The organism is Salmonella sp. NW38 (assembly GCF_051807745.1).
Classification (GTDB): domain Bacteria; phylum Pseudomonadota; class Gammaproteobacteria; order Enterobacterales; family Enterobacteriaceae; genus Salmonella; species Salmonella enterica.
This window is the reverse complement of the sequence record NZ_JAMMTO010000008.1, coordinates 196681-220786: the sequence shown is the minus strand read 5'-3', so window position 1 is coordinate 220786 and position 24106 is coordinate 196681. Positions and strand designations below refer to the sequence as shown.

At 52.5% G+C, this 24106-nt stretch carries 22 protein-coding genes; 9 read left to right on the top strand and 13 right to left on the bottom strand.

The window, feature by feature from the left end; all coding sequences use genetic code 11:
* Positions 1-8 precede the first annotated feature (8 nt).
* Together rplY and NA624_RS15625 are read right to left on the bottom strand one after the other, a co-directional pair.
* Positions 9-293 carry a 50S ribosomal protein L25 gene (gene rplY, locus NA624_RS15630; protein WP_000494192.1) on the bottom strand — a complete coding sequence of 95 codons (285 nt, stop codon included), beginning with the start codon at positions 291-293 and terminating at the stop codon, positions 9-11.
* Positions 294-417: 124 nt separating this feature from the next.
* Positions 418-2178: a DEAD/DEAH box helicase gene (locus NA624_RS15625; protein ID WP_000578117.1), complete on the bottom strand. Its 1761-nt coding sequence runs from the start codon at positions 2176-2178 to the stop codon at positions 418-420.
* Positions 2179-2329: 151 nt separating this feature from the next.
* Between NA624_RS15625 and rsuA the strand changes: the two genes are divergently transcribed.
* From rsuA to NA624_RS15610, 3 genes are all read left to right on the top strand, one after another.
* The gene (rsuA, locus tag NA624_RS15620; protein ID WP_001234836.1) at positions 2330-3025 is read left to right on the top strand and encodes a 16S rRNA pseudouridine(516) synthase RsuA; all 696 of its coding nucleotides are present in this window, start codon (positions 2330-2332) and stop codon (positions 3023-3025) included.
* A 27-nt stretch (positions 3026-3052) separates the two neighbouring features.
* A complete protein-coding gene (locus tag NA624_RS15615) occupies positions 3053-4243 on the top strand; it encodes a Bcr/CflA family multidrug efflux MFS transporter (RefSeq protein WP_000213349.1) in 1191 nt (396 codons plus the stop codon).
* Between the two features lie 390 nt (positions 4244-4633).
* Entirely contained in the window at positions 4634-4978 is a 345-nt protein-coding gene (locus NA624_RS15610; protein WP_001094639.1) for a YejG family protein, read from the top strand.
* 3 nt (positions 4979-4981) lie between these two features.
* On the opposite strand, the gene yejF is transcribed toward NA624_RS15610, so the two are convergent.
* The 9 genes from yejF to yeiP all read right to left on the bottom strand — a co-directional run bounded on the left by yejF (position 4982) and on the right by yeiP (position 16001).
* A complete protein-coding gene (gene yejF / locus NA624_RS15605; RefSeq protein WP_000203607.1) occupies positions 4982-6571 on the bottom strand; it encodes a microcin C ABC transporter ATP-binding protein YejF in 1590 nt (529 codons plus the stop codon).
* Position 6572: 1 nt separating this feature from the next.
* Positions 6573-7598: an ABC transporter permease gene (locus NA624_RS15600; protein WP_001137748.1), complete on the bottom strand. Its 1026-nt coding sequence runs from the start codon at positions 7596-7598 to the stop codon at positions 6573-6575.
* Entirely contained in the window at positions 7598-8692 is a 1095-nt protein-coding gene (locus tag NA624_RS15595) for a microcin C ABC transporter permease YejB (RefSeq protein WP_000501623.1), read from the bottom strand. Before NA624_RS15595 ends, NA624_RS15600 begins: the two co-directional genes overlap by 1 nt.
* Before the next feature lie 9 nt (positions 8693-8701).
* Positions 8702-10507 (bottom strand): extracellular solute-binding protein, encoded by a 1806-nt coding sequence (locus NA624_RS15590; RefSeq protein ID WP_000561742.1) that lies wholly within the window; start codon positions 10505-10507, stop codon positions 8702-8704.
* A 106-nt stretch (positions 10508-10613) separates the two neighbouring features.
* Positions 10614-12170, bottom strand: coding sequence for a cyclic di-GMP phosphodiesterase (locus NA624_RS15585; protein ID WP_000957761.1), 1557 nt, complete (start codon positions 12168-12170; stop codon positions 10614-10616).
* 325 nt (positions 12171-12495) lie between these two features.
* On the bottom strand, positions 12496-13068 hold the full coding sequence (mepS, locus tag NA624_RS15580) for a bifunctional murein DD-endopeptidase/murein LD-carboxypeptidase (RefSeq protein WP_000241015.1): 573 nt from the start codon (positions 13066-13068) through the stop codon (positions 12496-12498).
* Positions 13069-13481: 413 nt separating this feature from the next.
* Positions 13482-14201 (bottom strand): phosphatase PAP2 family protein, encoded by a 720-nt coding sequence (locus tag NA624_RS15575; RefSeq protein WP_000178091.1) that lies wholly within the window; start codon positions 14199-14201, stop codon positions 13482-13484.
* A gap of 29 nt (positions 14202-14230) precedes the next feature.
* Positions 14231-15217 carry a CobW family GTP-binding protein gene (locus NA624_RS15570; RefSeq protein ID WP_000169350.1) on the bottom strand — a complete coding sequence of 329 codons (987 nt, stop codon included), beginning with the start codon at positions 15215-15217 and terminating at the stop codon, positions 14231-14233.
* Positions 15218-15428: 211 nt separating this feature from the next.
* Positions 15429-16001: an elongation factor P-like protein YeiP gene (gene yeiP / locus NA624_RS15565; RefSeq protein WP_001136821.1), complete on the bottom strand. Its 573-nt coding sequence runs from the start codon at positions 15999-16001 to the stop codon at positions 15429-15431.
* Between the two features lie 324 nt (positions 16002-16325).
* Here yeiP and NA624_RS15560 point away from each other — a divergent pair, with 324 nt between their 5' ends.
* The 3 genes from NA624_RS15560 to NA624_RS15550 all read left to right on the top strand — a co-directional run bounded on the left by NA624_RS15560 (position 16326) and on the right by NA624_RS15550 (position 17757).
* Complete coding sequence (locus NA624_RS15560; RefSeq protein WP_001528509.1) at positions 16326-16580, top strand: YkgJ family cysteine cluster protein; 255 nt, start codon at positions 16326-16328, stop codon at positions 16578-16580.
* 387 nt (positions 16581-16967) lie between these two features.
* On the top strand, positions 16968-17090 hold the full coding sequence (locus tag NA624_RS15555; protein WP_001519564.1) for a membrane protein: 123 nt from the start codon (positions 16968-16970) through the stop codon (positions 17088-17090).
* A 1-nt stretch (position 17091) separates the two neighbouring features.
* Positions 17092-17757, top strand: a complete 666-nt coding sequence (locus NA624_RS15550) for a GNVR domain-containing protein (RefSeq protein ID WP_001213892.1) — start codon at positions 17092-17094, stop codon at positions 17755-17757.
* A gap of 64 nt (positions 17758-17821) precedes the next feature.
* On the opposite strand, the gene setB is transcribed toward NA624_RS15550, so the two are convergent.
* Positions 17822-19003, bottom strand: coding sequence for a sugar efflux transporter SetB (gene setB / locus NA624_RS15545; RefSeq protein ID WP_000551943.1), 1182 nt, complete (start codon positions 19001-19003; stop codon positions 17822-17824).
* A gap of 369 nt (positions 19004-19372) precedes the next feature.
* Here setB and fruB point away from each other — a divergent pair, with 369 nt between their 5' ends.
* From fruB to fruA, 3 genes are read left to right on the top strand one after another with little or no spacing between them, the layout of a single operon-like run.
* On the top strand, positions 19373-20503 hold the full coding sequence (gene fruB, locus NA624_RS15540) for a fused PTS fructose transporter subunit IIA/HPr protein (protein WP_000487287.1): 1131 nt from the start codon (positions 19373-19375) through the stop codon (positions 20501-20503).
* Positions 20503-21441, top strand: coding sequence for a 1-phosphofructokinase (gene fruK, locus NA624_RS15535; RefSeq protein ID WP_000091249.1), 939 nt, complete (start codon positions 20503-20505; stop codon positions 21439-21441). Before fruB ends, fruK begins: the two co-directional genes overlap by 1 nt.
* 16 nt (positions 21442-21457) lie before the next feature.
* Positions 21458-23146: a PTS fructose transporter subunit IIBC gene (gene fruA / locus NA624_RS15530; RefSeq protein WP_000854488.1), complete on the top strand. Its 1689-nt coding sequence runs from the start codon at positions 21458-21460 to the stop codon at positions 23144-23146.
* A gap of 64 nt (positions 23147-23210) precedes the next feature.
* Here the strand turns inward: fruA and nfo are convergent, their stop codons facing one another.
* Positions 23211-24068 carry a deoxyribonuclease IV gene (gene nfo / locus NA624_RS15525; RefSeq protein WP_000873912.1) on the bottom strand — a complete coding sequence of 286 codons (858 nt, stop codon included), beginning with the start codon at positions 24066-24068 and terminating at the stop codon, positions 23211-23213.
* Positions 24069-24106: the final 38 nt, after the last annotated feature.

Genomic DNA, 24106 nt, shown 5'->3' with positions numbered 1-24106 from the left:
CCAGGCGATTACGCGCGAACGAAGTCGATGTGAGTCAGCTTCGGTTTGTAAGCGTGACGCTGTACAGCCTGAGCTTTAACTTTTACTTCTTTACCGTCAACAACGAGGGTCAGAACTTCGCTGTAGAATTCAGCTTTAGCTTGCATGTTCATCACCTGGTCGTGGTCCAGTTCGATAGCAATCGGGGCTTCAGAACCGCCGTAGATGATTGCCGGGAACTTGTTAGCGGCGCGCAGGCGGCGGCTCGCACCCTTACCCTGCTCTTTACGTACTTCTGCGTTGATAGTAAACATTTAAATCTCTCTTTAATAATTCCTGCTACAGGCGACCCAGCAACAGGTAAGTGATCTGCTTTGCGTATGCAAAGGCGGGCGGGATTCTATACTCAAATCGCCGTTACATCAATGAAAAGTACAATTAACCACGTAATTCGTGCGCCCGGCGGAAGCGGCCTTCATAGTCGAACACTTTTTCACGCACCTGCCAGTACTGGCCTTTCATCCGCGCGACCACAAAATCGGGATGCCGCAACAGCGCCTGCTGCGCGACAATATCCGCCGCCGTGATCCAGCGTAAAGGAACGCCGGGCGTGCGCGTATGCGGGCGAATAAATAGCTGTTCGAAAGCGGTACGCTGGGCGGGCGTGTGCAAGCGGAAGCGCTCACTGACATCCGCGCCGTCCTCGTCATAGTAAGTGATTTTCAGCCATTCACCTTTCTCATCCTGCCCATGCTGCATCGTCATTCCGCTACAGCGCAGGACTAACGCATCCTTGAGCCTGAGCGCCGCTTTTAACATATCGTCCGGGTCGACCAGAATGGCGCCACATTCCCGGCAGCGTCGGGCGGCAATATCGTTTTCGGCATTACACTGCGGGCAGTTTTTGAAGCGAAAGCGAAAATCGCATTGCTCGCGATGGCCGTCGTCATCGTCAAACCAGCCCTGGCAGCGACGGCCAAAGTGTTCAATCAGCGTGCCGTCGGCAGTGGTTTTCCCCCAGAAGGTGTTGGCAAAGCCGCAGGCCGGGCAAAATACCTGGACAGGGACGTTATCGCTTTTTCCCTTCGGGCTACCGACCTCCGGGGCATACAGGTCGTGCGGGTTGCCTGCGTAATCAAGAATCAGGCAATCGGTCTTTCCCGGCGCAAGGCGCAGACCACGCCCGACAATTTGTTGGTAAAGACTAACTGACTCGGTGGGACGTAGAATCGCGATGAGATCAACGTGTGGGGCGTCAAAGCCGGTGGTCAGCACCGAGACGTTAACCAGATAGCGAAAACGCTGCGCCTTGAAATTATCAATCAGCGCGTCGCGCTCGGGCCCTGGCGTATCGCCGGTAATCAGCGCCGCGTCGTCCGCCGGAAGCAGACCGACAATCTCTTTCGCATGTTCGACCGTGGCGGCGAAAATCATCACGCCTTTGCGCGTTTGCGCAAATTCCATAATCTGGCTGATGATGTGCGGCGTAATCCGCTGCTGCTTTTTCAGCTCGCGGTTCAGGTCGGCTTCGCTGAACAGCCCATTGCTTTGGGCCTGCAGGCGGCTGAAATCGTATTGGACCACTGGCATATCAAGCCGCTCAGGCGGCGTCAGATAGCCGTGTTTAATCATATAGCGCAGCGGCAGTTCATAAATACAGTCGCGAAACAGAGCGTTGTCGTTGCCGCGCACCATACCGTGGTAATGAAATTGATAAATCCAGCCTTTTCCGAGGCGGAAAGGCGTGGCGGTGAGCCCAAGCAGACGTAAGTGAGGATTAACTTTACTCAGGTGAGTGAGGATTTGCTGATACTGACTGTCTTCATCGTCACCGATGCGGTGGCATTCATCGACAATCAACAGCGAAAACTCCTCCTGGAAGGCGTCAAGATTACGCGCCACCGACTGTACGCTGCCGAACACGACTTTGCCCTGACTCTCTTTACGTTTGAGTCCGGCGGCGAAAATATCCGCTTCCAGCCCCAGCGCGCAATATTTGGCGTGGTTCTGCGCGACCAGCTCTTTCACATGCGCCAGCACCAGTACCCGTCCGCGGGCGACGCGCGCCAGTTCGGCGATCACCAGGCTTTTACCTGCGCCGGTCGGCAGAACAATCACGGCGGGCGTACGGTGGCGGCGAAAGTGGCTGAGCGTGGCGTCTACGGCTTCTTGCTGGTAGGGGCGGAGTGTAAAAATCATGGTCTCACTACGTTAAACGGTTCCGGGAATAGTATGCCATGAATCATTTCCCTTGAGGGATATAGTTAGCCCGCTATACTGAGCGGATAGCAATTCCCTTTTTTCGGGTAGAATGCCCGATTTCCGTATTATTACAGGCTAAATCACACACATGCGACTTGATAAATTTATCGCTCAGCAGCTTGGCGTCAGCCGCGCTATTGCCGGGCGTGAAATTCGTGGTAACCGCGTTACCGTCGATGGCGACATCATTAAAAATGCGGCCTTCAAACTGCTCCCGGAACATGCGGTTGCGTATGACGGCAATCCCTTAGCGCAGCAACACGGGCCACGCTATTTTATGCTTAACAAGCCGCAGGGATACGTTTGTTCAACCGATGATCCCGATCATCCAACGGTGCTGTATTTCCTGGATGAGCCGGTGGCGTATAAGCTGCATGCCGCAGGACGTCTGGATATCGATACTACCGGTCTGGTGTTAATGACAGATGACGGTCAGTGGTCGCACCGTATTACGTCGCCGCGCCATCACTGTGAAAAAACCTATCTGGTGACCCTGGAGTCGCCGGTGGCCGACGATACGGCAGCGCAATTTGCGAAAGGCGTGCAGTTGCATAATGAAAAAGATCTCACTAAACCCGCTACGCTGGAGGTGATAACGCCTGTGCAGGTCCGTCTGACCATCAGCGAAGGCCGTTATCATCAGGTGAAGCGGATGTTTGCCGCAGTAGGCAATCGCGTTGTGGAACTGCACCGCGAACGGATTGGCGCCATTACGCTGGATGAGAATCTGGCTCCCGGCGAGTACCGCCCGTTGACTGAAGAAGAAATCGCCAGCGTCGGCTAACTATCTCGTTAAATTCAGGAGTTCGATGTGACCACCCGGCAGCACTCTTCCTTTGCCATTGTCTTTATTCTTGGCCTGTTGGCCATGTTAATGCCGCTGTCGATTGATATGTATCTTCCAGCGCTGCCGGTGATTTCTGCGCAATTCGGCGTGCCTGCCGGTAGCGCGCAGATGACGCTCAGTACCTATATTCTGGGGTTTGCGCTGGGTCAGCTTATCTATGGACCGATGGCGGATAGCCTCGGGCGTAAGCCGGTCATCCTGGGCGGGACGCTGGTATTTGCCGCGGCGGCGGTCGCCTGTGCGTTGGCGCAGACTATCGATCAACTGATCGTGATGCGTTTTTTCCACGGTTTGGCGGCCGCGGCGGCAAGCGTCGTCATCAATGCGCTGATGCGGGATATTTATCCAAAGGAAGAGTTTTCGCGCATGATGTCATTTGTCATGCTGGTCACTACGATAGCGCCGTTAATGGCGCCCATTGTCGGCGGCTGGGTGTTGGTATGGTTAAGCTGGCACTATATCTTCTGGATACTGGCCATTGCGGCGATTCTGGCGTCAGTCATGATCTTTGCTTTGATTAAAGAGACGCTGCCCGTTGAACGGCGTCAGCCTTTTCATATTCGTACCACAATAGGTAACTTTGCCGCGTTGTTTCGCCACAAACGCGTACTGAGCTATATGCTGGCGAGCGGGTTTAGTTTTGCCGGTATGTTCTCTTTTTTGAGCGCGGGGCCGTTTGTCTATATCGAAATTAATCATGTTCCGCCGCAGGATTTCGGCTACTACTTCGCGTTGAACATCGTATTTCTGTTTGTGATGACGATTATCAACAGCCGTTTTGTCAGACGGGTAGGGGCGCTAAACATGTTTCGGGCCGGGCTATGGATTCAGTTTGCGATGGCGGTGTGGATGGTTTTCAGCGCGCTGATGGGCATTGGATTCTGGGCGCTGGTGGTCGGCGTTGCGGCGTTTGTCGGCTGTGTGTCGATGGTTTCGTCCAATGCGATGGCGGTCATTTTGGATGAGTTTCCGCATATGGCCGGAACGGCGTCTTCGTTGGCGGGCACTTTCCGCTTTGGTATTGGCGCTATCGTCGGCGCGTTGCTGTCGCTGGCTACCTTTACCAGTGCGTGGCCGATGATCTGGTCGATTGCGCTTTGCGCCGCCTGTTCCATTCTGTTTTATCTCTACGCCAGCCGTCCCAAAAAACGGTGACGGGCGCGCTGTCCCTCAATGGCGCCGAAGAATGCGCAGGCGGCGTTGGGGGACGCTATCCGCTAGACGATGGCAAAGCCAAACGGCTTTCATAGTTGATGCATATCAATTACCAATTCATCATTTTCCTCCTTTATGTTTATTTTATGTAAAATCCATTTATGTAAAAAGTCACATCATTGTAGTTAAAAAGGTTGAGTTAGATCGCAGAAACGGGTACATATAGCCCGCCGCTATCTCCGCGTCGGTAAAACTATTTTAACTCCCGCTTGCTGTAGAGCCACTGACGGAGAGAAGGGCGTTAGCAATCTGTTTAAGGACGGGTTGTCAATGATGTGTTAATATAAATGTAAGTAAATTGTGAAGTAATTGTGCTTCCGGGGAAAGAAAGTGAATACATTACAGCTCTCAATTGTTCACCGTCTGCCGCAAAACTATCGCTGGTCGGCGGGTTTTGCGGGGTCAAAGGTTGAACCGATTCCGCAAAACGGGCAGAGCACCGAGAATAGTCTGGTGGCGCTTAAACTGTTGAGTCCGGCAGGCGATAGCGCGTGGTCAGTGATGCATAAGCTCAGCCAGGCGCTAAGCGATATTGAAGTTCCTTGCTCCGTGCTGGAGTGCGAAGGGGAACCGTGCCTGTTCGTTAATCGTCAGGATGAGTTTGCCGCCACCTGTCGGCTGAAAAATTTCGGCGTGGCGATAGCGGAACCTTTTTCTAACAATAATCCTTTTTAGGCGTCAGCTTAACGCGAGTAGCTGACGCGTATAGGCCTGTTGCGGTGCGGTAAACACGCGCTCGCATTGCCCCTGTTCAACCACCTCCCCCTGCCGCAGCACAATAACCTGATGGCACAGCGCGCGTACTACATGCAGATCGTGGCTAATGAAGATATAGGCCAGACGGTGCTTTTGCTGGAGCGATTTCAGGAGGGCAAGAATCTGCGCCTGAACGGTTTTATCCAGCGATGAGGTCGGTTCATCCAGAATAATAAGCGACGGTTTTAAAATCAGCGCCCTGGCGACGGCGATACGTTGACGCTGCCCGCCGGAAAACTCAGCGGGGTAACGATGCCGCGTTTCCGGGTCCAGGCCGACTTCCATCATGACCGCTTTCACCTGCTGTTCGCGCTGCGCGCCTGAAAGCGTAGGCTGGTGGACGCGCAGGCCTTCTTCGATAATTTGCAAGACGTTTAAACGCGGGTTTAGCGATGAGTTCGGGTCCTGGAATACGACCTGGATACGGTGGCGAACAGGTAAAAGCTGGCGGCGGTTTAACGTATCCAGCGATTGACCGTCAAACACGATGCGGCCTTCGGAGCGGATAAGCCGTAACAGCGCCAGACCGGTGGTACTTTTTCCCGATCCTGACTCGCCGACCAGACCCAGCGTTTCGCCTGGATGCAGGGTGAAACTGATATTGTTAACCACCACATTATGATCCACGACGCGCTTCAGAATGCCTTTGCGGATCGGGAAGGCGACGCGCAGCCTGTCCACTTCCAGCAACGGCGTCTGCCCGGCGGGGAGCGGAACCGGATCGCCTGTGGGTTCGCTGTTGAGTAGTTTTTGCGTGTACGGATGGGTCGGCGCGGAGAGCAGCGTGTCGGCGTGTTGGTTCTCTACGCACTTGCCGTGTTGCATTACCGCCACTGAATCCGCCAGTTTTTTTACAATGCTGAGGTTATGGGTGATAAACAGCAATCCCATATTGAGCTCGCGCTGGAGTTCCCGCAGTAGAGATAAAATCTGCGCCTGTACGGAGACGTCGAGGGCGGTGGTCGGCTCATCGGCGATCAGTAATTCCGGCCGTGTTAACAGCGCCATGGCTATCATGACGCGCTGGCGTTCGCCGCCGGAAAGCTGATGCGGATAATCGCGCAGACGCTGGCTCGCCTGGCGGATACCGACCCGATCCAGACAACCGATCATCTCCGCCCTTGCCGCCTCCCGACGCATTCCCCGATGGAGCGACAGCACTTCATAGAGCTGTTTTTCCAGCGTATGCAGCGGGTTAAGTGAAACCATCGGTTCCTGAAAAATCATGGCGATTTTATTGCCGCGCACGCCGCGTAGCGTCTGCTCGCTGGCATGAAGCAATGATTCGCCGTGAAAGCGAATATCGCCGGAGAGGTAGACGGCGGGAGGGGTAGGCAAAAGACGCAGAATGGAAAGCGCCGTCACGCTTTTTCCTGACCCGGACTCGCCGACCAGCGCCAGCGTTTCCCCGGCGTTCACCTGTAACGAAATGGCGTTAACGACAGGACGTACGTGCTGTTGCTGACGGAAACCTACCGATAAATTTTCAATCGCAAGCAATGGAGATGTCATCTTATACCGCCTTAGCAGGATCAAAGGCGTCGCGTACCGCTTCGCCGATAAAAATCAGCAGCGATAGCAGAATGGCGACAGACAGAAAGGCGGCGATCCCCAGCCAGGGAGCCTGTAAGTTGTTTTTCCCCTGTAAAAGAAGTTCGCCGAGAGAAGGGGAGCCAAGCGGCAGACCAAATCCCAGAAAATCCAGCGACGTCAGGGTGGTGATGGAGCTACATAAAATGAACGGTAAAAATGTCAGGGTAGCGACCATCGCATTAGGCAACATATGGCGCAGGATAATGTCACGATCGCTGACGCCAAGCGCCTGCGCGGCGCGGATATAGTCAAAATTGCGGGTCCGTAAAAACTCGGCGCGCACCACGCCCACCAGACTCATCCAGCCAAACAGTACGGTTATGGCCAGCAGCCACCAGAAGTTAGGCTGCACTACGCTGGAAAGTAAAATAATCAGAAACAGGGTCGGCATCCCCGACCAGACTTCGATGAGGCGTTGCCCCCATAAATCGACTTTGCCGCCATAATAGCCCTGTAGCGCGCCCGCCAGTACGCCCATGACGCTGGAGCAAATCGTTAACATCAGACCGAATAAAATAGAAATGCGGGTGCCGTACAGGATGCGGGCGAAAACGTCGCCGCCATTCGCATCGGTGCCCAGCCAGTTTTTCGCCGAAGGCGGGGAGGGGAAAGGCTGCGTGGTGGCAAAATTAATGGTATTGGCGCCAAAGCGTACGGGGGCCCACAACACCCAGCCCCGATTCTCAAGCTGCCGTTGTAGCCAGGGGTCCTGATAATCTGCCGTTGTCGCCAGCGGGCCGCCGAAATCGCGCTCGCTGTAATTTTTTACCAGCGGAAAATACCACTGGCCTTCATAGCGCACCAGCAATGGCTTATCGTTAGCAATCAGTTCCGCGCATAAGCTCAGGCTGAACACGATCAGGAAAATCCATAGTGACCAGTAGCCCCGGCGATTATGGCGGAAACGCGCCCAGCGGGCCTGATTGACCGGGCTTAATCGCGGCATTATCGTCCCTCAAAATCAATGCGTGGATCGACCAGCGTATAGCTGATATCGCTCAGGATATTCAGTAATAAGCCAATCAGGGTAAAGATATAAAGCGTGCCGAACATCACCGGATAGTCGCGCGAAACAGTTGCTTCATAACCCAGCAGCCCCAGGCCGTTGAGTGAGAACATGACTTCAATTAGCAGCGAGCCGGTGAAAAACATACTGATAAAAGTGGCGGGAAACCCGGCGATCACCAGCAGCATGGCGTTACGAAAAACATGTTTCCAGAGAATGTTTTTTTCACTCACGCCTTTAGCGCGAGCGGTAACGACATACTGTTTACGCACCTCGTCGAGAAACGAATTTTTCGTCAGCATCGTCAGGGCGGCAAAACCGCCGATGACGGTCGCCAACACCGGTAGCGTAATATGCCACAAATAATCGGTGATTTTCTGGTACCACGGTAATGTGTCAAAGTTGGCGGAGACCAGGCCACGTAGCGGAAAGATATCGTAGTAGCTGCCGCCGGCAAAAAAGACGATTAATAAAATAGCGAACAGAAAGGCGGGGATCGCATAACCAATAATGATAAACGCGCTGCTCCACACATCAAAGCGACTGCCGTTATGGACGGCTTTGCGAATCCCCAGCGGGATAGACACCAGATAAATAATCAGCGTGCTCCATAATCCCAGGGTAATGGAGACGGGAAGGCTATCTTTGATCAGCGTTAGTACGGATGCGCTGCGAAACAGACTGTCGCCGAAGTCAAAAGAGAGATAGTCCCGTAGCATCTTGAAATAACGCTCATGCAGCGGTTTGTCGAAGCCGTAGCGATGGGTGATCTCTGCGATCACCTCCGGATCGAGTCCCCGGCCGCCGCGATAATGGCTGTCGCTGATATTGCCGACGCCGGTTTGCGCATGACTGGCGCGAACGCCTTCGCCGCTGGCGCCGGGCAACGCGCCGCCCTGGCCAAATTCAATCGCGGCAATCGCCTGATCGACAGGGCCGCCGGGAGCGATCTGCACGATAAAAAAGTTAATGGTAATAATGGCCCATAGCGTGGGGATCACCAGTAACAGACGGCGGATAAGATAGGCGCCCATTGATTCTTACTACCTCCTGGCTGCCGGTAGTTTGGCGGCTTTGTTGACATCATACCACCAGGTATCTAACCCGATGGTATATACCGGGCGAATCGCCGGATGGGAGAATTTATCCCACCAGGCGAGCCTGTCTTGCGCCATATACCACATCGGCAGCATGTAATAGTTCCAGGTCAGCACGCGATCCAGCGCCCGTCCCAGCGGCACCAGTTTCGCTTTATCACCCTGCGCTGCGATAATTTGCGCGATCAGTTTATCCACCACCGGGCTTTGTACGCCGGGAGCGTTATAACTGGAGTCAATGTATTCCGACGCCCATGAGATTTGTAGATCGGAGCTGGGCCAGGGCATCGCCCGCCATAGCCTCGGCATCATGTCATAGTCGCGGCTGCGCATCCGGTTGGTGAGCTGAGAATTATCAACCTGACGGATAGTCATCGTAATGCCCAGACGCTGAAGATTATGCTGGAAGGGCAGAACCCACTGGCTATTACTGCTGGCAGGAAGGAGAAGTTCAAACGTCAGAGGCTTACCGGTGACGCTATTGACCCGTTGCTGTCCGTTGATCACCCATCCGGCCTGCGTCAACAAGGCGTCAGCTTTAAGAAGATTTTCGCGATCGTAGCCGTCGCCGTTAGAGACCGGCGGCTGATAGATCTGAGTGAAGACTTCAGGAGGAAGATCTTTTTTCATCGGCGCGAGTAATACCAGCTCATCGGCGTCAGGATAATTTCTGGCGGCGTACTCGGTATTCTGGAAGTAACTGTTGGTTCGGCTCCAGGCATTATAGAACAGCGCTTTATTCATCCACTCAAAATCGAAGGCCAGGGTGACAGCTTCACGTACCCGCCGGTCTTTAAATACCGGGCGCTGAATGTTAAAGGCCAGCCAGCGTGTGTCCTGCGCCGATTCGTTTTTCTGCTCTTCTTTAATGATGTAATGATTATCGAAATTTTTACCGATGTAGCGCGTTGCCCAGTTTTTAGCGTCGTTTTCCAGCCGTAGATCAAATGCGCCCGCTTTAAACGCCTCGAAAGCGACATTGTCATCAAGGTAGTAATCGTAGCGGATAGTGTCGAGGTTAAAACGTCCACGATTGACCGGCAGATTAGCCGCCCAGTAGTTTTTGACACGTGAATAGACAATGTACTGGCCCATTTTCCACTGAGTAATCCGGTATGGCCCGCTGGCTAAGGGCGGCGTTGAAAGCGGATCGCTGAGTTTGTGATTTTTCCAGAATTTTTCGGGCATGATCGGTAATGAAAACAGACTAAGCATGTCTTCTTTACCAGGCTTCGCCAGCTCAATTCGCACGGTTAAAGGCGCAATCGCCTTCACGGTAGTACCTTTATAGACCAGACGGAACTGCGGTACGCCTTCGGTCATAAACTTATGAAAGGTAAAGGCCACATCGCGGGCGGTAATGGGCGTGCCATCGTGAAAACGAGCGCGGGGATTAATCGAGATTTCCACCCAGGAATAGTCGGCGGCATAGCGGGCATGGTCGGCAATCAGCGGATAATAGCTTCCGGGTTCATCATCCGAGGTGGTAAAAAGCGTATCGTAAAGGGCTTCGGTACGTACGCCGGGATTGCCGCGCAGCGAATAGCGATTGAAATTATCGAACGTACCAATGGCGGAAAGCGTCATCTGACCGCCTTTCGGCGCAGCAGGATTCACATAATCAAAGTGATCAAAGTTAAAAGCATACTTAGGTTCGCCGAGTACGGCGAAAGCGTAGCTTTCTTTGATTTCCTGGGCCTGGGCGCCAGCGCTAACCAGTGCGACAAGCAGAAGCATTACGCGCGCAATCATCTGAAGGCGGTTTCCTTATCGTATTGCCCGCTGCAAACCGGCAGGCGTTTCGCTGAATAATAAGTGACGTTGCGTCTGATGTGAATCCGTTAAAACCGTAAGGGGACTACCATTCAGGCACGGAAGGCGCCGACATCCACAGCACGAAATCTTTTAGGGGTAAAGGACGGCTAATCCAGTACCCCTGCAAGTAATTAACACCGTGATCGCGTAGCCAACGGGCCTGCTCCGGCGTTTCAACGCCCTCGGCCACCGTCAGCATATTCAGGCGTCTGGAGAGCGTCAGCACGGTATCCAGAACCGGCGACGTGACGGTTTCCGTGCCGATCGCCTGGATAAAGCCGCGATCGATTTTCAGATAATCTAAAGTAAATCGCTCCAGATAAATCAGGGCGCTATGGCCTGTACCGAAATCATCTATAGCGATTTCAAACCCGGCGGAATGCAGCCATTCGAACAGTTTGGCCGCTTCATACTGCTGAAGCATATCGCGTTCAGTGATTTCCAGCACGATATGAAAATGGTGCGCGGGCAGGGCGTCCCTGAGCCGGTGCATATCCTCTTTAAAACTGTCGCTGTGCAGATGTTCCGGCGCGATGTTAATGCCAAATTTGGCACCGACGGGCATCACCTTCTGTAGCGTGGGCGCGTCGCGGGCGATCAGCTCGAACAGATGCTGCGTTAACGGTACGATAAGTTGCTGCGCTTCGGCATAGTGGATAAAGGCATCCGGCGGAATCTCGCCTGCCGTAGGGTGACGCCAGCGCAGTAAGACTTCAAGCCCGGTGACGTTCAGCGTACGAGTATCGACGACGGGCTGATAAACCACATAAAACTGCTCGTGTTTGATCGCCGTTAAAATCTCTTTGCCCGGTCGCGTCCTGAGGGCATAGATAAAGTAACAGATAAACCCCGCTACGATGCCGCTAATGCAGCCCAGCATCAACGCATACCATAAGTCATTGTAGGTCCAGCTATCGGCATAAAGCTGTATTTTAAGCGGCAGGCCGTTGATAGTTGCCTGTCGTGATGGCGCGCCCGGCAGCTCCGCGACGGTCAGCAGACGTGAAGAAAAGGTCGACAGCGCGGTATTGCCGACAATCAGCGCGATGCCGTTAAAATCGTCCTGGCGCGTGGTATAGAGTAAGTAAGGCGTCAGGTTAATATTCAGCGATGTGAATACGCCGCTGTCATTTAATAATGGGTTTCGATACCAAATCACCATTGTCGGTTTGTTGGGCATCATTGGCGTGCCGGGCAGAATCGCCATAGCAACGTCTTTGCGGATATCTATATCCGGTACCAGTTGCTGAAGCGGCATATTCATGGCGCCAGTGGCGGAAGAGCAGAACACTTTTTTATCTTTAATCAATAAGAAGGCGCGGACATTAAGGCTAAAAGCGGCTCTTGAGGTGAGTTCTGCGCCAACCTGCTGACAGGTGTTGATCGTCAACGGCTGAAGAATATCGGTGGTGGCTTTCAGGTCGGCGAAATAGCTGGCCAGGTAATGTTGTACATCAGAAAGGAGCGTATTGTATTTAACATCCCGTTTATGCCACGACAGGAAAAATTGCAGGCTACCAATAAGTAATGCTGCTGCCATCCCCGTAATGATACAGGTAAGCAGGATTTTCCGACCGGAAGAGGAGTCGCGTGTAAGCATAATTCCTGGTATGACCTGAAAAGGCGGATGCCGGTTAAACTGGTTGATTTATAAGACTATAGCCTGGATTACCCCGGATAGTCATGCTTTTCTGTGATGCGCAGGAAAGCGTATTGTCGCAGTAGGCGTTGGGGGAAACGACCTGAATGCCTGATGGCGCTATGTTTATCAGGCCTACGTTCGTGTGTTGTAGGCTGGATAAGAGGCCACACATCGCCATTAGGCAAAACGGATTCAGAAGGGATAATAAGCAAAAGCACTGCTGAAGCAGTGCTTTTTATGTCGTCTCATCAGGTAAGCCAAGGGAGGTGCTGCCTGATGAAGATTAACTGCGGCTCAGAACTCGACGTGCTTCATTGTAGCGTTTTTTCCAGTACGGTTCGTTCATACTGGAGATAATGACGCCGCTACTGGTAGACGCATGGACAAACTGGTTATTGCCGATATAAATACCGACATGACGACCAGTGGAACCGGCGCGGAACAGAACCAGATCGCCCGTACGCAGGTTATTGCGTGAAACTGCTTTGCCCATTTCCTGCTGTTCATAGGTTGAACGCGGAAGCTCTAAACCAAACTGTTCACGGAAGGTACGCTGTACAAAGCTGGAACAGTCGACGCCTTTCTTAGTGCTGCCGCCCAGGCGGTAACGCACGCCTTTCCAGTCAGCATACTGATCCATAATCCGCGACTTAACGTCGAGGTTACGCACCATATTTTCAAATTCATCCTGAGAGGCTTGCAGTGAAGAGCTATCGCTATTGCCCACAGCATGCGTCTCAGAATGCATATTCTTTGCGGTATTGGTGGTTGTGCTACAAGCAGAAAGCAGAACCGCAACTGCAATCGCAGGAATCCCGCGCAAAATATATCTCAAAATCGGTTGAGATTTGACCATGTTGTTTGTTTTCCCTTGAAGTCCTTAACGATAAATATCGTTATAAAAATGCCAAACGTGATGAGACTAATTACCTGCACAGCTTGAGACAATTCTTTGTGCACAAATCTGTGGCGGAACGCACAAATTTATTCGCAATGAGAATAATTATCTGGCGAGGCAAAACGAGTTTGAGATTACCCGATTGTTGCTGTCATTGCGAGCGATTTCGCGTGATTTTTTATAAGAATTTATGATACGAAAAGTGAACTATCAGCACGGGTCAAATTAAGCGCAGATCGTTTAAAAATCGTGCAACCTGTTCATTTTGCAGAGGAATAATATGACCGAAAAATGATGGGCTGGGGGAATATCATCATAAATTACCTTCAACGATGTAAAACTATCGCTGAAGGTAATGTTAATTACATGGGTTATTTGTTTAAAATTTGTTTATTTCCGCCCGGGAGATAATTCTCAAAAAGCGCTATCGCCCGGTCGCTGAGCGGGGTCATCAGCCACCAGGGGAGGCCAATCAAAATAACCGTGAGCGACCCGACCACAATATCGGTGAACCAGTGAGCGCCAATCATAACGCGCGGAAACGCGAAAACCACAAATATAATAAGGGCGATAATCCCCGCCGTTTTGCCGAAATAACGCAGCATAAAGGCGGAAAATATCAGCAGCATCATACCGTGATCGCCTGGGAAACTGTCTTTTGACGCGTCTTTTGTCGGGATGTGCAGCAACTCGCTGACGCGATAAATATGCTCAAAAGAGAGCGTTGGGCTGGCGCGCTTGACGGGGATCAGCGCCTGACCGAGTTGGTTAAGCACCACCGCTGTTAGCAGCATGACCAATCCGATTATCACAATGCGCCGCCGACCCGACGCGTCTTCTTTTAGCCAGAAACTGAGCATCAGTCCGCCCATCGCCAGCAGCGAACACCCATCAAACGCCCGATTATTGGTAATAGCGACCCACCAGAGGAACGCGTGGCTTTCCACCAGTTTCTGGTTAAAGAAGTGGAATATGCCGGAATCAATGGTGAACCAGAAACCGTGATTGACGGGGAGATACCATGACAAAAACAGCGCCAGACCGGCGGCATTAAGCAGAATTATCAAGGAATAGCGGGTTTTCATCGTCATTTCGCCATAGTTTTTAAACGGTGGCAACCTTACGCGTGCGTCGCTAAACGAAGCTTCAACAAGGCCGTCTGTAACGTATTCCAGTCGGTTTCTGTGTTTGAGATAAGTTCAACCCGGCTATCCGGCGGCGCGACACTCTGTGTTTCGATGTGCAGGTCATCGCCCTGGCGATTGATGCGTACCAGCCCCTCTTGTATGCGCATAACGCCTTTCACCCGGCCCACCGGCGCCAGACGCGCCCATTCGAGTAGGCCAATGGTGTCAAACACGGTATCGGCATCGAAAATCCAGCCGCAGGCCTGATGACCTTGTCCGCTATTGAGGCTGCGTCGCCAGCGCTGCTGTGCGGGCAGATTTAGCGCGGCGAGTCCTTTTTTACTGGCATGAGTGTGAGAATGCGCGGCGCTGGCTGGCAGTTCCGCCAGATTTTGTCGCGGTAAATCCAGAAGCTTACCGTCTATCTGTCCATGTTCGGCATGAATCAGTTGACGATCGCCGCCGTACTGTCGCCACCACTGTTGCAGGGCGGCATCGCTCTGCGCCGTGGCGCGATCGGTCTTATTGGCGATGATAATATCGGCTGAGGCGAGCTGATCGCGGAAATTTTCATTGGCGACGCTCTGTTGGTCCAGTAGCAGGCGAGGGTCAAGGATGCAGAGCGTAGCGCGTAAATCAATCCACGGCTCATAAACCGGCGCAGTTAATAAATCCAGAATCTGTTTTGGGTGCCCCAGTCCGGTTGGTTCAATCAGCAACCGGTCAGGTTTGCCCTGGCGTAGCAGCGTGTTGAGCCCCACCTGCATAGGCAATCCGTTGACGCAGCACATGCAGCCGCCGGGGATCTCTTTTAGCAGTGCGCCGCTGTCGGCAAGCAGCGCGCCGTCAATACCCACTTCGCCAAATTCATTGACCAGGACGGCCCACTTTTCAGCCGGATCTTTATGGGCTAATAAATGAAGGATAGAGGTGGTTTTTCCGCTACCGAGAAATCCAGTAATAAGATTGGTTTTGGTCACGTCAGCTCCAGAATATTGATACAACATAACAACTTTAATAATCCTGGCGAATAAACGTGAAAAAGAGAAGCGCTGAGTTGACGAAGTCGTGCTTCTGCCATCTTAAGAGCAGAAAATGTTAAATTTTTAACGTTTCTCTTTCCTGGCGCAGAACAGTCAATAAAGAAAAGGGTCAGGCTGCGCCCCAGGGCGCAGCCGAAAAATGCGAAACTTAATCCGCGCGCCCCATATAACGGCGCTCTTCGATATGAATGCGGATTTTCTCACCTGCGCTCAGGTATTCGGGAACCTGAATCACCAGACCGGTGCTTAATGTCGCGGGTTTGTTACGTGCGCTGGCGGACGCTCCTTTAATACCCGGCGCGGTTTCGACGATTTCCAGATCCACGGTCTGCGGAAGCTCTAGCGCCAGCAGTTGGCCGTCCCAGGTCAGAACCTGCATATCCGGCATTCCGCCTTCAGGCATAAACAGCAACTCTTCTTCAATCTGATCTTTGATGAAGGTATACGGCGTATAGTCTTCTTTATCCATGAACACATATTCGTTGCCATCGACATAAGAAAAGTCAACGCCGCGACGGCTCAGGGTGACGGTATCAACGATATCGTCGCCTTTAAAACGTTCTTCCACTTTCAGACCGGTGCGGACATCAGAAAAACGCATTTTATACAGTGTGGCGGCGCCACGGGCGGTAGGCGACTGAATGTCGATATCTTTCACAATCAGCAATTTGCCGTTGTAGTTCAGTACCATACCTTTTTTGATTTCGTTCGCTCTTGGCATCGAGGAGATCCTGTTGTAGAGATTATCTAAAATATCGCGTAAAACTACTCGCGCCGGGCCGTCCAGGCAAGTGGAATTGTCACTTTTGCTGGTGCAAAAAAGGTGATACTGTTCGCCCGCTTTCCGCTCCGCGTTCAACGAGAATACGCGATGGCATGTCGCCCGGAGGGGGGAAGTGTGCTGTGTTGTCCCTTCTGTTTCCAGCCTTGTCTTCGGAATGTCTGAGGGCAGGCCTGATCATGATGACGTCCACATTTTAAATCTGGATTTTTCTTTGGACAAATTCTGTTATCTTTCATTTGGTTATAAATAGAGGGGTTGAGCATGGACTGTCGTAGCGGTTGTGGCGCTTGCTGTATTGCGCCTTCAATTTCGTCGCCGATACCCGGAATGCCGAATGGCAAGCCGATGAATACCAGATGCGCGCAGCTTTCGGAAGATAACTTGTGCCTTATCTTTGGCTCGCCTTTACGCCCAAAAGTGTGCTCTGGTTTGCAACCGACAGGGGACATGTGTTTAACGACCCGGGAAGAGGCCATTATTTATTTGCTGGAACTCGAACAGAAAACTTTACCATGAGCTAAGCCGCTTTTGATAAATGCGTAGGGGCTTATGTTATATCCCGAAATAGTCTGAAAAAGCTGCGCATCAAATTACCTCCTTTTACCATTAAATAGCGTAATACATACTTCCCTTATTTCGTGGCTTCTGAAGCGGTAGATGTCGCCGCTCAACCCCGTTGGTGACTGAGCGTGTACCGAATAAACCGTCACACAAAACAAAAACGATCAATTTTATTTATATGATAGTTTCTATCTATTAAAAAGAGGGGTTTTGATCGATTTTAATTATTTATAACGATCGATATCGTGAATTTGATAGTTTATATCTATCATTGATGTATTTACCGATCGATATAACCAGTGTGAATGTGTTGTTATTTTCCTTTAAAATACTCGAATTCTTATGTGTGGGTTTTATCTTATGAAGAAATATACGTTCGCAGCCAGGGCGTTTATTTTTACGCTGGTGTTGCTTTTTGTTATTTCAGTATTCGGGTTGACTATTAGCGTTTTAAAAGGGATGTGAAATGCGGGGAGAAAATAGTGAAATTGATTTAGTCGACGTTTCCTTATTCCTTATAAGAAAATGGCTAAGTATCGTGATCGCTACCTTTATTTTTGTTGCCATTGGCTATGTTTTTGTGAGCGTGCAGCATGATACAAAGGTTGTGAGTATGACAATCAAACCTAATCTGGATACGCCTGCTACCTATGCGTTATGTGGCTATGCTAATGATATTCAATGTAAAACAACGGTTATACTTAACCAGTTTAGCCGTTTCTTGCCTGCGGACTATAAAAATAAAATAAGTTTTGACGTGAAAAATCAGCTTGTCTTTTTTAAGGCGCAGGGGAGGGAAGAAAGCGTCAATAATATTATTTCCACCCTGAAAAATAGTGTCGATAAAATGGCAGCATGGTATATCGATGATGGTGACATTAAACGTTATGGCGTGCATAAAAATATGTTAAAAACGGAAACATATGCAAAGCTATCATTGTTGTCGGAGGCGGTTAAAAATAATGCTAACATTGAAGTGATAGATGTTGCTGTTACACCAAAATATAAGATGCGGCTGGTGTTAGTCCTTTGCGGACTGATGGGCGTAATTTTCTCAATAACCGGTCTTTTATGTAGGAGGGCGCTAACAGAATATCGTATTGAGAAAAAGACAATGAATGACCGCGCATGAACATTGCGCAGAGATAAACTCTGCGCTGAAATGTGTCGAAGAGTAAAAGTATCAGGCTTGCAAGTTAAACATCTTTAATACGCGTCAGGCAGAACATGGTGGCGACAATCATAACTAACGCAAACCAGAAGACCGCATGATAATTCCAGATTTCTGCAGCGATTCCCGCCAGCGAACCGGCAATGATCCAGCCGACGCGAATGGTATTGGTATACAGCGTGGTGGCTGAACCCGCCTGGCCTGGCATGAGATCCTGAAAATAGAGCATGCCAATCCCGCCAAGAATGCCGATGTAAATCGCGTTCAGCAACTGCAAGCCGAGCAACGTCGCCGGTGCGTGCGCCAGCAACATACCCGCATAAAAGCACAGTCCGGCGACAACGGCGATGCACATTAACAGGCGTTTTCCCAACCGTTTGGCGAAGTAACCTGCAATCAGCATTGTGGGAATCTCCAGCCCGGCGGCGGTGCCCATCATCACGCCTGCAAGTTTTTCCGGAAGATGCAGCTCATTGATGATAAACAGCGGCATATTAATGATATACAGGCTGTTAGTTCCCCACATTAACGTACAGATGACAAACAACAACAGCGTATCGCGGCGATTACGACGCGGTGCTTCCAGCGTACCGGTTGCCAGCGGCGCATCTTTGCGCATTGACGGTAAAAAGAACCACACCATGACGCTGCAGACGATAAAAGCTACCGCCGCGCTCAAATACATCACCGTAAAGCTAAAACCCATCGCCAGCGCATAGGCCAGCGGCGGCCCAATGACCCAGGCCAATGAGACCTGGGCGCGGAGGATTGAGCTGAACATCACCGCTTCACGACCTGTACGATCGGCATGTTCACGGGCCAGCGCAAACATCTGCGGGTTGGCGGTAGAGCCGAAGCTACTGAGAAAGACGCCGATGAACAGCAAAATAAAGTAGTTGCGGTTCCAGGCAAACAACACGCAGGCCAACATGCCCAGCACGCAACAGAAAACGATCAGTTTTTTGCGATCGCCTTTTTTATCTGAGCGACCCGCCAGAAACTGGCTCACGATAATGCCGATAACCGCGCTGCCGGTAAAAAAGAATCCCACCATGCCGGGACGGGCGTGAACCTCATCCGTCAGAAAAATACTGAGCGTCGGCGTCTGTAACGCACCGGCAATACCGGTGAGAAAAGCGACGATCAAAAAGGCGGTAGACGTCAGGTCAAATGATTTAGGCGCAGCGGCGGCGGGACTGTTGTGCATGTTTCTATATCAGTGGTGTGAAGAGAGGCGGAGTTTACGCTGCCCGTCAGAAAATAAACAGGCGTCTGAATCAAAATCGACACGAAAAATCAAAATAGCATTCCAATTTGTTACCAGGGCGTGCTGACGCAAGCTGAAAGAAAAAAGCTGAAGCCTTTTATGCGTCAGCTATTGAGGGGCTGTTGGAGAAAAAATGTGCTTCACCTCAAAAAATTGCTACAAAACCGGTAACTTTTCTTGCGTGCTGAAGCAGAAAGATCCAGACTTCTTGAAACGTTTCAGCGCGATTTGGTTTTTTTTGATAACTCAGATTGGCGCTTTTTTTCTCATAGTGGCTGAATCGTTTCAATTCAGCAGGAGAGGAGACACATGTTCCAGTTATCGGTTCAGGACATTCATCCGGGCGAGCAGGCCGGAAATAAAGAAGAGGCCATTCGGCAAATCGCCGCCGCGTTAGCGCAGGCGGGGAATGTGGCGGGCGGCTATGTTGACGGTATGCTGGCGCGCGAACAGCAAACCTCGACCTTTCTTGGCAATGGTATTGCGATTCCCCATGGCACAACAGACACGCGCGATCAGGTGCTGAAAACCGGCGTCCAGGTCTTTCAATTCCCGCAGGGCGTTACCTGGGGAGAAGGCCAGGTCGCCTATGTGGCGATTGGTATTGCCGCCAGTTCGGACGAACACCTCGGCCTGCTGCGTCAGTTGACGCATGTGCTGAGCGATGACTCCGTGGCTGAACAGCTGAAATCCGCGACAACGGCGGAAGAGCTGCGCGCATTGCTGATGGGCGAGAAGCAAAGTGAACAATTAAAACTTGATAACGAGACGATGACGCTGGATGTCATCGCCAGCTCGCTGGTCACATTGCAGGCGCTAAATGCGGCGCGTCTGAAAGAGGCGGGAGCGGTTGATGCGGCATTCGTCGCAAAAACGATTAACGACAGTCCGATGAATCTGGGACAAGGTATCTGGCTGAACGACAGCGCGGAAGGCAATTTGCGCAGCGCTGTTGCGGTAAGCCGTGCGACTCAGGCGTTTGACGTAGAGGGTGAAAAAGCAGCCTTATTAGTCACTGTCGCGATGAACGACGAGCAGCCGATTGCCGTGCTAAAACGCCTCGGCGACCTGTTGCTGAACAATAAAGCCGATCGTCTGCTGAGCGCCGACGCCGCGACGCTGCTGGCGTTGCTGACCAGTGATGATGCGCTGACGGATGACGTACTGAGCGCGGAATTTGTAGTGCGTAATGAGCATGGTCTCCATGCCCGTCCGGGCACCATGCTGGTGAATACGATTAAACAATTTAACAGTGAAATTACCGTGACAAACCTTGATGGAACCGGCAAACCGGCAAACGGACGTAGTCTGATGAAAGTGGTGGCATTAGGCGTGAAGAAAGGCCATCGTCTGCGCTTTACCGCGCAGGGTGAAGATGCTGAACAGGCGCTGAAAGCGATTGGCGATGCGATCGCCGCCGGTCTCGGGGAGGGCGCATAATGAGCAGGCGTGTTGCCACCATTACCCTTAATCCGGCTTACGATCTGGTTGGGTTTTGCCCTGAAATCGAACGCGGCGAAGTGAACCTGGTGAAAACCACGGGTCTGCACGCGGCGGGCAAAGGCATTAACGTTGCCAAGGTGCTGAAAGACTTAGGCATCGACGTCACCGTCGGCGGTTTTCTCGGTAAAGATAACCAGGACGGTTTTCAGCAATTGTTCAGCGAACTGGGCATCGCTAACCGCTTTCAGGTGGTTCAGGGCCGGACCCGCATCAACGTGAAGCTGACGGAAAAAGATGGCGAAGTGACCGACTTCAACTTTTCCGGCTTTGACGTGACCCCCGCAGACTGGGAACGCTTTGTTAACGACTCCCTGAGCTGGCTGGGTCAGTTCGATATGGTCTGCGTCAGCGGTAGCTTACCGGCTGGCGTGAGTCCGGAAGCGTTCACCGACTGGATGACGCGTCTGCGCAGCCAGTGTCCATGCATTATCTTTGATAGTAGCCGTGAAGCGTTAGTCGCCGGTCTTAAAGCTGCGCCGTGGCTGGTGAAACCGAATCGCCGCGAACTGGAAATTTGGGCGGGTCGTAAGCTCCCGGAAATGAAAGATGTGATTGATGCGGCGCACGCGTTACGCGAACAGGGTATCGCCCATGTGGTGATTTCGCTGGGGGCGGAAGGCGCGCTGTGGGTTAACGCCTCAGGAGAATGGATCGCTAAACCACCGGCAGTTGACGTGGTAAGTACCGTCGGCGCAGGCGATTCCATGGTTGGCGGATTGATTTACGGCCTGCTGATGCGCGAGTCCAGCGAACATACGCTGCGTCTGGCGACGGCGGTTGCCGCGCTGGCGGTCAGCCAGAGCAATGTGGGTATTACCGATCGTCCTCAGTTGGCCGCAATGATGGCGCGTGTCGACTTACAACCGTTTAACTGACAGCAGGAGAGGCATAATGAAAACGCTGCTGATAATTGACGCTAATCTCGGCCAGGCTCGCGCTTACATGGCGAAAACCCTGCTTGGATCGGCGGCGCATAAAGCAAATCTGGAAATTATCGACAATCCGAATGATGCTGAGCTGGCGATCGTGCTGGGCGAATCTCTGCCGAACGACAATGCTCTGAACGGCAAAAAGGTTTGGCTGGGGGATATTGGTCGCGCCGTCGCGCATCCGGAACTGTTTCTGAGTGAAGCCAAAAGCCATGCGACCCCTTACAGCGCTCCTGCTGCGGTTGCTCCTGCGGCGAGCGGCGGTCCGAAACGCGTGGTCGCGGTAACGGCCTGCCCGACCGGCGTCGCCCATACTTTTATGGCGGCTGAAGCCATTGAAACCGAAGCGAAAAAACGCGGCTGGTGGGTAAAAGTCGAAACGCGCGGCTCCGTGGGGGCCGGCAATGCCATCACCCCGGAAGAGGTGGCGGAAGCGGATTTAGTGATTGTGGCGGCGGATATCGAAGTGGATCTGGCGAAGTTTGCCGGTCTCCCGATGTACCGCACGTCGACCGGCCTGGCGCTGAAAAAGACGGCGCAGGAGCTGGATAAAGCCGTAGCGGAAGCAACGCCGTATCAACCGGCGGGTAAGGCATCGCAAGCGGCGACCGAAGGGAAGAAAGAGAGCGCTGGCGCATACCGGCATCTGTTGACGGGCGTTTCTTACATGCTGCCTATGGTGGTTGCCGGGGGACTGTGTATCGCGCTTTCCTTCGCCTTTGGTATTGAAGCCTTTAAGGTGCCGGACACGCTGGCGGCGGCGCTGATGCAGATTGGCGGCGGTTCGGCGTTTGCGCTGATGGTGCCGGTACTGGCGGGTTATATCGCTTTCTCCATCGCGGATCGCCCAGGCCTTACGCCAGGTCTGATTGGCGGTATGCTGGCGGTTAGCACCGGTTCCGGTTTTATCGGCGGGATCATTGCCGGCTTCCTTGCCGGGTATATGGCGAAGCTTATCAGTACCAAACTGAAACTTCCGCAAAGTATGGAAGCGCTGAAGCCAATCCTGATCATCCCGTTAATTTCCAGTCTGGTGGTGGGGCTGGCGATGATTTACCTGATCGGTAAACCGGTTGCCGGGATTCTGGAAGGGCTCACCCACTGGCTGCAAACGATGGGGACGGCAAATGCGGTGCTGCTGGGCGCGATTCTCGGCGGGATGATGTGTACCGACATGGGCGGCCCGGTGAACAAAGCGGCGTATGCGTTTGGCGTTGGTCTGCTGAGTACGCAAACTTACGCGCCGATGGCGGCGATCATGGCCGCAGGTATGGTACCGCCGTTAGCGCTGGGTCTGGCGACGATGGTGGCGCGTCGTAAGTTCGACAAAGCGCAGCAGGAAGGCGGTAAAGCGGCGTTGGTGCTGGGGCTGTGCTTTATCACTGAAGGCGCTATTCCGTTTGCGGCGCGCGACCCGATGCGTGTACTGCCGTGCTGTATCGTTGGCGGCGCGTTGACCGGGGCTATTTCTATGGCGGTAGGCGCAAAATTGATGGCGCCGCATGGCGGTCTGTTTGTTCTGCTTATCCCAGGCGCAATTACGCCGGTATTGGGATACCTGCTGGCAATTGTGGCCGGTACGCTGGTGGCAGGGCTGGCTTATGCCGTCCTGAAACGTCCGGAGACGGAAGTCGCGGCAAAAGCGGCGTAAGAGAAACACGCTAAAAAAGGCAGAGCGCGCTCTGCCTTTTTTATTGCCTGAAGAACATTGCGCGTCAGGCCACCGCTTCGGCAATTTGCTGGGCTTTTAACCACGCAATCTCTTCCGCCCAGATATCAGGATTGATGGTCTCCAGTATCAGCGGAATACCGTCAAAACGCGCATCCTGCATAATCCAACGAAACGCATCGTGGCCGATATTGCCTTCACCCAGACTGTGATGGCGGTCAACGCGGCTACCGAAGGCGCTTTTGGCGTCGTTCAGGTGCATTCCGCGCAAATACTGAAATCCGACAATTTTCCCGAATCCGGCGAACGTTTTTTCGCACGCCTCTGGCGTACGCAGATCATATCCGGCGGCAAAGGCATGGCAGGTATCGATACAGACGCCAACGCGCGACTTATCTTCCACGCCGTCGATGATGGCGGCTAACTGTTCAAACTCAAACCCCAGATTACTGCCCTGACCGGCTGTATTTTCGATAACCGCCGTAACGCCCTCGGTCTGCGCGAGGGCAATATTGATGGATTCCGCGATCCGCGCCAGGCAATCCTCCTGTGCAATCTGCATCAAATGGCTACCGGGATGAAAATTAAGCAAGGTTAAGCCGAGTTGTTCACAGCGTTGCATTTCATCGAGAAAGGCATCACGTGATTTTTCCAGTGCTTCACTGACCGGATGGCCCAGATTAATCAGGTAACTATCGTGGGGAAGAATTTGCGCCGCCGAGAAATGATACTTTTCACAGGCGATTTTAAAGTCATCAATGACCTGGGGAGTAAGGGGGGCGGCACGCCACTGACGCTGGTTTTTTGTGAAAAGCGCAAAGGCCGTTGCGCCAATTTCAGCCGCGCGGGCAGGGGCGTTAGCCAGACCGCCAGCAGCGCTGACGTGCGCTCCGATGTATTTCATAAAAGACTCCTGTTAAACCCGCTAACGGTTCATTACGA

What these genes read in the sequence shown, in the direction of transcription:
- rsuA (WP_001234836.1), top strand. Translation starts at nt 2,330, where the DNA reads ATGCGACTTGATAAATTTATCGCTCAGCAGCTTGGCGTCAGCCGCGCT.
- fruB (WP_000487287.1), top strand. Translation starts at nt 19,373, where the DNA reads ATGTTCCAGTTATCGGTTCAGGACATTCATCCGGGCGAGCAGGCCGGA.
- NA624_RS15575 (WP_000178091.1), bottom strand. Translation starts at nt 14,201, where the DNA reads ATGACGATGAAAACCCGCTATTCCTTGATAATTCTGCTTAATGCCGCC.
- NA624_RS15590 (WP_000561742.1), bottom strand. Translation starts at nt 10,507, where the DNA reads ATGATTGCGCGCGTAATGCTTCTGCTTGTCGCACTGGTTAGCGCTGGC.
- nfo (WP_000873912.1), bottom strand. Translation starts at nt 24,068, where the DNA reads ATGAAATACATCGGAGCGCACGTCAGCGCTGCTGGCGGTCTGGCTAAC.
- NA624_RS15555 (WP_001519564.1), top strand. Translation starts at nt 16,968, where the DNA reads ATGTGTGGGTTTTATCTTATGAAGAAATATACGTTCGCAGCCAGGGCG.
- NA624_RS15600 (WP_001137748.1), bottom strand. Translation starts at nt 7,598, where the DNA reads ATGCCGCGATTAAGCCCGGTCAATCAGGCCCGCTGGGCGCGTTTCCGC.
- NA624_RS15560 (WP_001528509.1), top strand. Translation starts at nt 16,326, where the DNA reads ATGGACTGTCGTAGCGGTTGTGGCGCTTGCTGTATTGCGCCTTCAATT.
- yejF (WP_000203607.1), bottom strand. Translation starts at nt 6,571, where the DNA reads ATGACATCTCCATTGCTTGCGATTGAAAATTTATCGGTAGGTTTCCGT.
- rplY (WP_000494192.1), bottom strand. Translation starts at nt 293, where the DNA reads ATGTTTACTATCAACGCAGAAGTACGTAAAGAGCAGGGTAAGGGTGCG.
- NA624_RS15595 (WP_000501623.1), bottom strand. Translation starts at nt 8,692, where the DNA reads ATGGGCGCCTATCTTATCCGCCGTCTGTTACTGGTGATCCCCACGCTA.
- mepS (WP_000241015.1), bottom strand. Translation starts at nt 13,068, where the DNA reads ATGGTCAAATCTCAACCGATTTTGAGATATATTTTGCGCGGGATTCCT.
- NA624_RS15550 (WP_001213892.1), top strand. Translation starts at nt 17,092, where the DNA reads ATGCGGGGAGAAAATAGTGAAATTGATTTAGTCGACGTTTCCTTATTC.
- NA624_RS15625 (WP_000578117.1), bottom strand. Translation starts at nt 2,178, where the DNA reads ATGATTTTTACACTCCGCCCCTACCAGCAAGAAGCCGTAGACGCCACG.
- fruK (WP_000091249.1), top strand. Translation starts at nt 20,503, where the DNA reads ATGAGCAGGCGTGTTGCCACCATTACCCTTAATCCGGCTTACGATCTG.
- NA624_RS15585 (WP_000957761.1), bottom strand. Translation starts at nt 12,170, where the DNA reads ATGCTTACACGCGACTCCTCTTCCGGTCGGAAAATCCTGCTTACCTGT.
- fruA (WP_000854488.1), top strand. Translation starts at nt 21,458, where the DNA reads ATGAAAACGCTGCTGATAATTGACGCTAATCTCGGCCAGGCTCGCGCT.
- yeiP (WP_001136821.1), bottom strand. Translation starts at nt 16,001, where the DNA reads ATGCCAAGAGCGAACGAAATCAAAAAAGGTATGGTACTGAACTACAAC.
- setB (WP_000551943.1), bottom strand. Translation starts at nt 19,003, where the DNA reads ATGCACAACAGTCCCGCCGCCGCTGCGCCTAAATCATTTGACCTGACG.